Source organism: Methyloversatilis sp. XJ19-49, from assembly GCF_024580145.1.
Taxonomy (GTDB): domain Bacteria; phylum Pseudomonadota; class Gammaproteobacteria; order Burkholderiales; family Rhodocyclaceae; genus Methyloversatilis.
In genome coordinates this window covers 552,366-563,985 of sequence record NZ_JANINI010000001.1, presented here as the reverse complement: position 1 = coordinate 563,985, position 11,620 = coordinate 552,366, and the positions used below count along the sequence as shown (strand labels likewise).

The following is an 11,620-nucleotide window of genomic DNA, read 5'->3' as shown; positions in this document are numbered from 1 at the left end:
TTCATGACCGCCCACTGGGCCGAGCTGCCGCACAGCCTGCTCGGCCGCACCAGCAACCGCATCATCAACGAGGTGCGCGGCATCAATCGGGTGGTGTATGACATCTCGGGCAAGCCGCCGGCGACCATCGAGTGGGAATGAGTTTCGTCTATCGCGGACGTTCGAGGTCGACCAAAAAACGGGCCTGATATGTTGATGTGGCGGGTAGATTGCTGTCGTGCGCCTTCGACATCCCCCGAACTGCCGGCAAAACTGCCGTAGCCCGCGAGTCCGAGCCCGAACATCGCGCTGTCGAGCACCGCAATGCCGAGCGGAAAGTCCCGCAACAGGCTCGGGACTGCTACCTTCGATCGGCCGCCAGAGCAGGCGTCGATGCATGGGACAGCGGCGGCGGAAAGAAGAACCGCTCGAACCTCGCCTCTTCGGCGCTCAAAGTCTTTGGCGCGCGCTGCGCACCATGGCCCCTGTCGCGGTGCAGGGTTCCGGTGGAACCACGACGGTCGGCGACAACATCATCGAGTCGACGCGACTCGCCATGGGCTGGAACGTCAACAAGACTCTGATGATGAGTCCATCCACAACGATGCCGGTTAGAAGGTCGACCTCATGGAAGATCTGATCATCTCACCCGGTAGCGAATTGTCATGCGTGATTGTCTGCGCTGGCGGATTTTTCGGCACCGGAACCAGCAACCGCACCGGCCCCCACGACGTGGCGAGCCTGGTCCTGCAAGTCAAGGATGACGGGGTCAAGCGGGTGCAGCCAGGCGCGACTGAGCACCCGCGCAAGGGGCCTTCCGCGGATGCCACCGACACCGCAAGAAGCGAGGGGTTTGTGCTCGCGGCTGACCGGCGGATTGCCAAGGGCGAGGCCGCGGTCGCCAGGGTCGAGATAACAGCCGGTGCCGCCAATTCCAGGGCCAATATCGACGCGGACATGACCGTTCTGCAGTCGGACTTGAAGTCGGCCGAACCCGGGCTTTACGTGATTTGCGCAGACTGGCCGTTGCGGCACTGACATCGACCACGAACTCGCTGCGTCCTCGCGCGTAAGCCGAACACCGCCATGGCGACCGCATCGGGTCGACCGTCAGCCTCGTGCGCAGCGAGGCCGCAACGGGCACAGGGCATCGAACGATCCTGTTGACCGTTTCTGAAGGTTGATCGCGGGTGCCATGTCGAGGGTGGCGGGTGAGTTCGCTTCCGTGCATTCCCGGGCGGACGCCGAGAACGCCGACGTGGACAGGAGCGCGAAGAGTTGAAGCAGGACATGGTGCGCGAGCAACGCGAGCCGGCGGGTGTCGATGTCGACCGGGGTCCGGTCCGGCCGCTGGCCGGCAAATTGATGTCCCATGTGCGCATGCCCACGTCGAGTCGGAGTTCAGCGACACGATCGCGGCGCGTCCGACTCGGGCCGCGATCGTGTCGGTGACCCGCTTCCCGGTGGGCGCAATGCTGCCGATTGCCGTCGTCTCCATGGCAGATGCCAGTGCATCCGATTCTCTGGGTGTCTCTGTCGTCGTTGACCTGTCTGGCGGATCCGGGTGCGCTCTCCGCTCGGGTTGGCAGACGCACGGGTGCGGGACGGCATGTGGCGCGTCGCTTTCCGGGTGCGGTCGAGACGGCGGTCACCGTCGGCGCCGGGACCCCGTTTGCCTCTGTGGCCTGAGCTTGAGCTCACGCACGGGGGATGACGTACGGCACCGAACAGACGACCACGCAGGTGTGCTCCGAAGCTTCGGAGAATCGTCGTAACCGGAACGACTTGCACTTCGCCACGACGTCCTGGCATCGCGCTGGTGCCATCGCTCGCGCGCAGTCGACGCCGGGCAACGCCTCTGTCTCTGCAATGCCAACCAAGGGAATTCCCATGTACTACAGCAGCGGCAACTACGAGGCGTTCGTTCGCCCGCGCAAACCCCCGGGCGTCGAAAGCAAGACCGCCTGGTTCGTCGGTGCGGGCCTGGCGGCGCTGGCCGGTGCGGCCTTCCTGATCCGCGACGGCCAGATGCCGGGTAACCGGATCACCATCCTGGAGCAGCAACAGTTGCCAGGCGGTGCGCTGGACGGCATCAAGGAGCCGGAGAAGGGCTTCGTGATCCGCGGCGGTCGCGAGATGGAAGAACACTTCGAATGCCTGTGGGACCTGTATCGCTCGATCCCGTCGCTGGAGATCGACGGTGCCAGCGTGCTCGACGAATTCTATTGGCTCGACAAGGACGATCCCAACTCCTCCTTGCAGCGCGCCACCGTGAATCGCGGCGAGGACGCACATACCGATGGCCTGTTCACGCTCAGTGAGCAGGCGCAGCGGGAGATCATCAAGTTCTTCCTCGCCACCCGTGCGGAGATGGAGAACACGCGCATCAACGAGGTATTCGGGAAGGAATTCCTGAGCAGCAATTTCTGGCTTTACTGGCGCACGATGTTTGCCTTCGAGGAGTGGCACTCGGCGCTGGAGATGAAGCGGTACCTGCATCGATTCATCCACCAGATCAGAGGTATGCCGGACTTCTCCACGCTGAAGTTCACCAAGTACAACCAGTACGAGTCGCTGGTGCTGCCACTGGTGAAGTGGCTGCTGGATCATGGCGTGGTGTTCCAGTACGGGACCGAGGTGACCGATGTCGATTTCGACATCGCACCCGGACGCAAACAGGCCACCCGCATCCACTGGCGCAGGCTCGGCGTCGAAGGCGGAGTCGATCTTGGCCGCGACGACCTGGTGTTCATGACCATCGGCTCGCTCACCGAGAACTCCGACAACGGTGACCACCACACACCGGCGAATCTCAACCTGGGGCCTGCGCCGGCATGGGAGCTTTGGCGGCGCATCGCCGCAAAGGATCCGGCGTTCGGGCACCCGAATGTCTTCGGCTCGCACATCCCCGAGACCAAGTGGGAGTCGGCCACCGTCACCACGCTCGATCAGCGCATCCCGAAATACATCCAGAAGATTGCCAGGCGTGACCCGTTCAGCGGCAAGGTGGTGACTGGCGGCATCGTGACCGCGAAGGATTCATCGTGGCTGCTCAGTTGGACGGTCAATCGGCAGCCGCACTTCAAGCAGCAACCCAGGGACCAGATAGTGGTTTGGGTATACGCGCTGTTCGTCGAGAAACCCGGCGATTACGTGAAGAAGCCGATGCAGGACTGCAGCGGCGAGGAGATCACGCAGGAATGGCTCTACCACCTGGGCGTGCCGGTCGAGGACATCCCCGAACTGGCCGCAACGGGTGCGACAACCGTGCCGGTGATGATGCCGTACGTGACCGCCTTCTTCATGCCACGCCAGGCCGGTGATCGCCCGGATGTAGTGCCTGAGGGCGCTGTCAATTTCGCCTTCATCGGACAGTTCGCGGAATCCAGGGAGCGCGACTGCATCTTCACCACCGAGTACTCCGTACGAACGCCGATGGAGGCCGTCTACACACTGCTCGAGGTCGAGCGCGGCGTGCCGGAAGTGTTCGGCTCTACCTACGACATTCGTATGCTCCTGTCCGCGACCGGCCGTCTGCGCGATGGCAAGGAGATCGACATTCCGGGGCCAGCGTTCCTGCGCAACATGCTGATGAACAAACTTGACGAGACCCAGATAGGTGCACTGCTGCGCGAATTCGGGCTCGTCACCGGCGATTGAGCACACTTCCTCGACATCGGCCTTTTGAATTTCACCGATAGCGCAATAAAGGAGGAGCACAACAAAATGCAGAACAGAGGCGATTCTTCCGTCAACGTCTATCTCAATGGTCTTGGCCTGGGTTCCATCGCCGCTGCGATGTATCTGATCCGGAAGGCAGACTTCAACCCAGCCAATATCCACATCTTCGAGCAGATGGGTGACAAGCACCTTGTTGGAGGGAGCTGCGATGCCTCGGAGATGATGGTAGGCGACCAACCCGCTTACTTCATGCAGGGCAGTCGCATGTTTGAAGACAGGGTATATGCCTGCACCAAAGAACTGTGGTCCATCATTCCGTACAACGATCATGAATCGTGCCTGGAAGATCATCGGAAAAACCTTGAAGAATGCAGGGTCCACACGGTTGTTCGCCTTCTGCATGAACACGGTGAGAAGGACTCCGGATATCAGCTGGGTCTGAACACGGCTGAAAAATTGAAGATGGCAAGACTCCTTGCCACACCCGAGTTCCTGATTCCAGACGGTGCAAAGATTACCGACATCTTCGGAGACACCTTTTTCACCAGCAATTACTGGTACATGTGGCGGGCACTTTTTGCCTTTCAGCCGTGGCATTCAGCGGTGGAGATGAAGCGCTACATGCGCCTCTTCTTTCACGAGATGCCCAACATGAATACGATGATTGCACTGGAGCGGACCCGCCATACCAACTTCCACTCCTTCATCCTGCCCGCCCTGCGCTTCATGCAGAAGACGGGCGTGAATATCCACTACAACTGCCGGATGTCGGACATCGACTTCAAGGTCGACGCCAGCGGCAAGAAGAGGTGGATCGAGCGAATCCACCTCGAGACCGGGAGCGGCAATCCCGAACCCTGCATCCCGGTGGGTGACACCGACCTCGTCTTCCTGACCATCGGTTCCATCGTCAGCAACGCCTCTTTCGGCGCCCATGACCGTCCGGTGGACACGCCCGCGGTCGATGACCGGAACCTTGGCGGAGCGTGGACGCTGTGGAAGAAGATTGCCGCGAGGCAGCCCGACTTAGGCCGCCCCGACCAGTTCCTGCGCGACATTTCGCAGTCCACGATGATGACATTCACCGTCACCTTCCGCGGCGGATTGTTCCAGCGCAAGTTCGAGTGGCTGGTGGAGCGTCAGATGGGTCGTCAGAGCCCGCTGCCCATCACAGCCTCTCCGTGGATCCTGCACCTGCACACGTATCGCCAGCCCCTGTTCCCCGGCCAGCCCCGCGATACCTGCGTGATCTGGGTGACGGCGCTGGGTTACGACCACATCGGTACGTTCGTGAAGAAGACCATGGCCGAGTGCACGGGTCGCGAGATGTTGGAGGAATTGCTGGCTCATCTGCAGTTCGACCGGGACGAGGAGGAGAAGAACGAAATCCTCGATACCTCTACCTGCATACCCTGCATGCTGCCCTACGGCACCAGCCAGTTTCTTGGCAGAGCCAGGGGCGACCGGCCTGAGGTGGTTCCGGAGGGTTCAGGGAACTTCGCGCTCCTAGGGCAGTTTGTGGAGATTCCCGACGGCATCGTGTTCACCACGGAGTACAGCGTGCTGGGGGCGATGCACGCGGTGAAGAAGTTCGTCAAGCCGTCGCTGGTGGTGCCGCCCATGTATTTCGGGCAGCACAACCCGCTCACGTCCATCGCAGTTGCACGTGCCTTGGCCCGCTAGAAGTCTGCGCGGCAGAGCGATCGGAAGCGGGATATCGAATGGCGCAGGCGATGGGTACCTGACCTTGCCCCTGTATCCGCTATCCCTTTGCTGCGCCAAAAGCTGACGTCCTCGTCTGCTCCGCGCCCGAGCGGGCCAATCAGGTGTTCCTTGCGCTGGCCGAGCGCCTCGGCATGCGTGGCTGTCGCACGTGCCGCCGGAAGGCGTCGATCCGGGCCGGGGGACGCGAGCGCGGGTGCCTGGCGGGCGACTGCATTTGACCAGCCACATCACCCTGCCGGGAGACCTCGATGAACACCTGGCTTTATCAAGGGGATCAACGCCACACCGACCGGGCCCGACGGCTGGTCGAAATCCTGCTGGCGCCTCGCGCGCCTGCGGATTCCGCGCTGACCCTCGAGGCGCACTTCAAGGGCATGACGGCTGAGCCCACTGAAGTCGGAGTCTTGCCGGATACACTAATGCACGTGGCAGCGTAGTCTTGGACATCGCCTGACCGGCACACGTCTCTTTCACCTCACCGGGACACCGACACCATGCTGAAAGACAAGACCGCACTCGTCACCGGCTCCACTTCGGGCATCGGCCTGGGCATCGCTCACGGCCTGGCCGCGCAGGGCGCCAACGTGATCCTCCATGGCTTCGGCGATCCGGCCGCCATGGTCCGTCTGAAGGACGAACTGGCCGAACGCCACGGCGTCCGGGTCGGCTACGACGGTGCAGACATGCGCCGGCCCGAAGCGATCGAGGCCATGATGGCCGGGGCGCTGGCGGAGTTCGGCTGCATCGACCTGCTGATCAACAATGCGGGCGTCCAGCATGTGGCGCCGGTGGACGAGTTTCCGGTCGAACAGTGGGATGCGATTCTCGCGATCAACCTGACGGCCATCTTCCACACCACGCGGCTTGCGCTGCCGGCCATGAAGCGCCGGGGCTTCGGCCGCATCGTCAATATCGCTTCCGCCCATGCGCTGGTGGCCAGTCCCTACAAATCGGCCTATGTCGCGGCCAAGCACGGCGTGGCCGGGCTCACCAAGTCGGTGGCGCTCGAAGTGGCCGAAGCGGGGATCACCGTCAATGCAGTCGCCCCGGGTTACGTGCGGACCCCGCTGATCGACGCGCAGATCCCGGACACCGCCAGGGCACGCGGCATCACGGCCGAGGCCGTCGTCCGCGACGTGCTGCTGGCCGCCCAGCCGACCAGGAAGTTCGTGACGGTCGAGCAGGTGGCTGCGCTGACGTGCTTCCTGTGCAGCGACGATGCTGCCTCGATCACCGGCGCTGTGCTGCCGGTGGATGGCGGCTGGACGGCGCACTGAGCGCTCGTTACAGGCGCTGAAGCGGTGACGCCGCCGTGCGAAAGCGTCCGCTGTCGTTCAACGCGAAATGTGACTGCGGCCTGTGTGCGACGCCCCGGTTCTGGCGCTAAGCCATGCGTGAGGTGGGCCGCGGCCGTGCGCCCCACGCGCCGGTAGCCCACATCGTCTTCAGTCCTGCCGGCAGCATCGCCCAGGTACCGGGTTCCGGGATCGGCGCCGTGACGGCGGTGTGGGTCAGCAGGGCCGGCGTCGCCCGACAGCGCATACGCCTGAGGCAGCAGGATGCTCAGCGCGCGGGTATTGAAGCCATCGACCGCGCCCCACGACTGGCTGTAATCGAGCGGTCCGCTGTAAAACGTCCCGACAGGCTTGCATCCGTCAGCCTGGACCGGCCCGCGCAGGGCGCTGCCATTTGAGGCCAGTCGGGCGACCGCTTCTTGAAACAATCGAAAACTGCGGGTTTCCTGGCGGATTTCGGGTTGCGTACCGGCATCTTCGCGGTGCAAGCTAGTCGGCCCGTCAAATCCTTACGTGTCACATGAGCGAAACAGGTGCGCCGGACGCGACGAGCATACTGATCGTCGATGACATGCCGGAAAACCTAGAAGTGCTGGATGGTCTTCTGCGTGCAGCGGGGTATTGCGTGAAGGCGGCGAACAACGGGCGCTCGGCGCTGCGGCTTGCGAAGGACGCGGAGGCGCCGTCATTGATCCTGCTCGACGTCATGATGCCCGGCATGGATGGCTACGCCGTGCTCGATGCGCTGCGTGCCGACCCGGCAACGCGCGACATCCCGGTCATTTTCGTCACGGCGCTTGCCGGCGCCGGCGACGAAGAAGCCGGGCTGGCGCGCGGGGCGGTCGACTACATCGCCAAGCCGCTCAAGCCATTGGTCGTGCTGGCGCGCGTGCGTACCCAGCTTCAGGCCAGGATGGCGCGCGACGTGCTGCGTGACCAGAACACCTGGCTGGAGCAGGAGGTCGCGCGGCGGATGGCGGAGAACGACCGCATCCAGGCGGTCAGCATCCGTGCCCTGGCAGAACTCGCTGAAACGCGCGACCAGGAGACCGGCGCGCACATCCTGCGCACGCAGATCTACGTGCGCGTGCTGGCCGAACAGCTCGCCACGCATCCGCGCTTCGCATCCACACTGACGCCGGCCTACATCGAGCTGCTGGTGCGGTCCGCGCCGCTGCACGACATCGGCAAGGTGGGCATCCCGGACGCCATCCTGCACAAGCGGGGCAAGCTTGACGACGCGGAATGGACGGTGATGAAAACCCACGCCCTGCTCGGTGCGCAGGCGATCGAGCGGGCCGAATCCGAAAGCACCGGGTCAGGCGGCGACGAACGGGTCGGCTTTCTGTCGCTGGCCAAGGAGATCGCGCACTGGCATCACGAGCACTGGGACGGAAGCGGCTACCCGGATGCGCTGGCCGGCGACGCGATCCCGGTGTCGGCCCGCCTGATGGCGCTGGCTGACGTGTTCGATGCCCTGAGCACGCGTCGCGTTTACAAGGCGTCCTTCCCGGCCGAACAGGTGAAGTGCGAAATCCTCGCGGGACGCGGTATTCACTTCGATCCGGACGTGGTGGATGCCTTCATTGATCGTTACGACGACTTCATCGACATCGCGCAGCATCATGCAGACAGCCACTGAGCAGCAGGTGCGGCAGGATCTCGCGCTGGCCCGCCAGCGCGGCCGGCGCGGCGTGCTCAACGTCGTGCTCGGCTATCTGATCGTTTCCGGGCTGTGGATACTGCTGTCCGATCAGGCGCTCGAAATGGTCACGCCGGAAGGCGCAGCGCGAACCCGTCTGAGCATTCTCAAGGGATGGTTGTTCGTCACTGTCACTGCCGTGGCGCTGTATCTGCTGATGCGCCGCCAGGTCAGCCGGACGATGGAGGTTCTTGAACGCGAAATGCGTCTGCAGGCCGAGCGCAGGCAGGCAACTTCATTGCTTGATTCCTTCGTCAGCAGTTCGTCCGACCCGATGTTCGCCAAGGACACCGAGGGGCGCTACCTGCTGTTCAATCCCGAATCCTGCCGCCTGCTGAAGACCACCGAAGATGCCGTGCTCGGCCGCGATGACCGCTCGGTGCATCCGCCGGCCGAAGCGCAACAGGTGATGGAGAACGACCGCCGAGTGCTGCAGGAGAACCAGGTCATCCGCTTCGAGGAAAGGCTGGTCACTGCCGATGGTGAACGTGTCTTCCTCAGTACCAAGGGGCCGATGCATGACGCCGAAGGCCGCGTGATCGGGCTGTATGGCGTGGCGCGCGACATCACCGATCGCATCCGGGCGGAAGCCGCCCTGCGCGAAAGCGAGGCGCGTTTCCGCTCGTTGTTCGAACACTCGCCGGTCGCCTACCAGTCGCTCGATGAGCAGGGCCGCTTCCTTGGCGTAAACCCTGTGCTGTGCGAACTGATCGGCTATGCGCCGGAACAACTGATCGGTCGCCCGTTCGGCGAAGTGTGGATGCCTGCTGCGCGTGATCACTTCCCGTCGTGCTTCGCCAGCTTCCTGCAGAAGGGGCAGGTGCAACGCGAGATCCGGCTGCAGCATCGCGATGGTCTTGAAGTCGTCGTCTGGCTGGTCGGTCGCATCCAGCGGGACCTTGACGGAAAGTTCGTCTGCACGCACTGCATCCTGGCCGACATCACCGAGCGCACGGCGGTAGCCAGTGCCCTGAAGGAGAGGGAAGAACTGCTGCGCGAAATGGGCGAAATGGCGCACATCGGCGCCTGGTCACTGGACGTGGCGAGTGGTCGCGTCAGCTCGACCGACGAGGTCATGCGCATCCACGACATCGCACCGGGCGACGACGCGACGCTGGCGAGCGGGCTCGAACGTTTCGACGGCGAACATCGCCGCCGCCTCGACGCGGCCATCCGGTCGGCCATCGACGCGGCGCAGCCCTACGATCTCGAACTGGAAATGACCAGCGCGACCGGCCGCCGAAAGTGGGTGCGAGCGGTCGGTTCCCCGGTCAGCGACGGCAGCCGGGTGGTGCGCCTGCGCGGCACGCTGCAGGACGTGACCGACCGCAAGCGGGCCGAGCAGTCGATCCACATGCTGTCGCAGGCGGTCGAGCAGAATCCTGCCGGCATCGTCATCACCGATTCGTCCGGGCGTGTCACCTATGTCAATGACGCCTACCTGAAACTGTCCGGGCTGGGGCGCAGCGAGTTGATCGGATGCGACCTGCGTTCGCTGTACATGCCGTCCGACCAGGATGACGCGCACCCGAGCCACGCCATGCGGCTGGCGCTCGACGAGGGGCGCGCCTGGAAAGGGGAATTCACGGTGCGTCGCACCGATGGACGGGAAGCGCTGGAATACCTGGGCATGACGCCGATCCGTCAGCCGGACGGCCACATCAGTCACTACGTGACGGTCACCCAGGATATTTCCGAACGCAAGCGCATGGAGGAAGAGCTGCAGCGCCACCGCAACCGGCTGGAAGAACTGGTGCTCAGCCGCACGTCGGAACTGGCGCTCGCAAAGGAGGCCGCCGAGGCGGCCAACCGCTCGAAGAGCCTGTTCTTCGCCAACATGAGCCATGAAATCCGCACGCCGATGAACGCCATCGTCGGGCTGGCCCACCTGCTGTCGCGTTCCGGGCTCGATGCCGTACAGCGCGAGCGGCTGACCAAGATCGAGGATGCGGCCGGCCACTTGCGCCACATCATCGACGATGTGCTCGACCTGTCGAAGATGGACGCCGACAAACTCAAGCTCGAAGCAGTGGAATTCAGCATCGATTCGCTGCTCGACCAGATGCGGTCCATGCTGCTCGAACGTGCGCTCGAACGCGGTCTGTACCTGCATGTCAGCAGTGAAGACATGCCACCGCTGCTCGTCGGCGACGTGATCCGCCTGCGGCAGGCCTTGCTCAATTACCTCAGCAATGCGGTGAAATTCACCGAGCACGGCGGCATCACGTTGACCGCACACCGGGTGGATGAGGGCGACGAACAGGTCGACGGCACGGTGATGATCCGGTTCGAGGTCAGCGACACCGGTGTAGGCGTTGCACCGGCAGAGCTCGGGCGCCTTTTTCGCACCTTCGAGCAGGCCGACGCATCCACCACCCGCCGCTACGGCGGCACCGGTCTCGGTCTTGCGATCACCCGCCAGCTGGCCCGACTGATGGGAGGCGACGCCGGCGCGACCAGCGAACCGGGCCACGGAAGTACCTTCTGGTTTACCGCCCGGCTGGCGCTGCATGACGGACAGACCGCAGCGCGCGCCGTCAGCGAGAGCCCGGACGACGCGGCGGTCAGCTTGCGCACCCGGTATGCCGACGCACGCATCCTGCTGGTCGAAGACAACCCCATCAATCGCGAGGTGGCGCTCGCCTTGCTGGAGGAAGCCGGCCTCGTCGCCGACATCGCCGAGGACGGCGTCGAGGCTTTGGAGCGCGCTCGCGATATGCGCTACGACCTGGTGCTGATGGACATGCAGATGCCGCGCATGGACGGCGTCGAGGCAACGCGCCGCCTGCGCCGGTTGCCCGGCTGGAGCGCTGTGCCCATTCTCGCCATGACCGCCAATGCCTTCGATGAAGATCGGCGCACCTGTGCCGATGCAGGCATGGATGACTTCATTTCCAAACCGGTCGAACCGGTCGATTTCTACGCCATGTTGCTGCGCTGGCTCGATGCGCGCGTACCACGCGGTGCGCCGTCCGCCACGGTCGAATCGCCCGCTGCCCCCGATCCGCAGGCGCTGCGCTGCCTGCTGGAAAGTCTGCTGCCCTTGCTTGAAGCAGGGGACACGCGCGCCCGTGTGCTGGCGCGGGAGTCGTCGTCGGTGATCGATGCACTGGGCGAGCCCGGACGGCGTCTGCAGCGTGAGTTGTCTGCGTTCGACTACGACGCCGCATTGCTGACCGCGAAGAAATTGAGCCAACGCAATCCGGCCTGAGTGGAAAATTTCAGGAAACGCGGCACA

General features: G+C 63.8%; 8 protein-coding genes. All 8 read left to right on the top strand.

The window, feature by feature from the left end; translation table 11 throughout:
• Positions 1–141, top strand: a 141-nt coding sequence (locus NMQ16_RS02535; RefSeq protein ID WP_257078918.1) for a hypothetical protein, incomplete at its 5' end; no start/stop codon positions are given.
• Positions 142–606: 465 nt separating this feature from the next.
• Positions 607–1,017 (top strand): hypothetical protein, encoded by a 411-nt coding sequence (locus tag NMQ16_RS02530; RefSeq protein WP_257078904.1) that lies wholly within the window; start codon positions 607–609, stop codon positions 1,015–1,017.
• A gap of 852 nt (positions 1,018–1,869) precedes the next feature.
• Positions 1,870–3,639, top strand: coding sequence for an oleate hydratase (locus tag NMQ16_RS02525; protein WP_257078903.1), 1,770 nt, complete (start codon positions 1,870–1,872; stop codon positions 3,637–3,639).
• 24 nt (positions 3,640–3,663) lie between these two features.
• Entirely contained in the window at positions 3,664–5,343 is a 1,680-nt protein-coding gene (locus NMQ16_RS02520; RefSeq protein WP_257078902.1) for an oleate hydratase, read from the top strand.
• A gap of 290 nt (positions 5,344–5,633) precedes the next feature.
• On the top strand, positions 5,634–5,822 hold the full coding sequence (locus tag NMQ16_RS02515; RefSeq protein WP_257078901.1) for a hypothetical protein: 189 nt from the start codon (positions 5,634–5,636) through the stop codon (positions 5,820–5,822).
• Between the two features lie 57 nt (positions 5,823–5,879).
• Positions 5,880–6,662, top strand: coding sequence for a 3-hydroxybutyrate dehydrogenase (locus tag NMQ16_RS02510; RefSeq protein WP_257078900.1), 783 nt, complete (start codon positions 5,880–5,882; stop codon positions 6,660–6,662).
• Positions 6,663–7,200: 538 nt separating this feature from the next.
• On the top strand, positions 7,201–8,322 hold the full coding sequence (locus NMQ16_RS02505; RefSeq protein WP_257078899.1) for a two-component system response regulator: 1,122 nt from the start codon (positions 7,201–7,203) through the stop codon (positions 8,320–8,322).
• Positions 8,306–11,593, top strand: coding sequence for a PAS domain S-box protein (locus tag NMQ16_RS02500; protein WP_257078898.1), 3,288 nt, complete (start codon positions 8,306–8,308; stop codon positions 11,591–11,593). The genes NMQ16_RS02505 and NMQ16_RS02500 overlap by 17 nt, the downstream gene beginning before the upstream one ends.
• Positions 11,594–11,620 lie beyond the last annotated feature (27 nt).

Coding starts and splice junctions, on each gene's coding strand:
- NMQ16_RS02505 (WP_257078899.1), top strand. CDS start 7,201: ATGAGCGAAACAGGTGCGCCGGACGCGACGAGCATACTGATCGTCGAT.
- NMQ16_RS02515 (WP_257078901.1), top strand. CDS start 5,634: ATGAACACCTGGCTTTATCAAGGGGATCAACGCCACACCGACCGGGCC.
- NMQ16_RS02510 (WP_257078900.1), top strand. CDS start 5,880: ATGCTGAAAGACAAGACCGCACTCGTCACCGGCTCCACTTCGGGCATC.
- NMQ16_RS02530 (WP_257078904.1), top strand. CDS start 607: ATGGAAGATCTGATCATCTCACCCGGTAGCGAATTGTCATGCGTGATT.
- NMQ16_RS02525 (WP_257078903.1), top strand. CDS start 1,870: ATGTACTACAGCAGCGGCAACTACGAGGCGTTCGTTCGCCCGCGCAAA.
- NMQ16_RS02500 (WP_257078898.1), top strand. CDS start 8,306: ATGCAGACAGCCACTGAGCAGCAGGTGCGGCAGGATCTCGCGCTGGCC.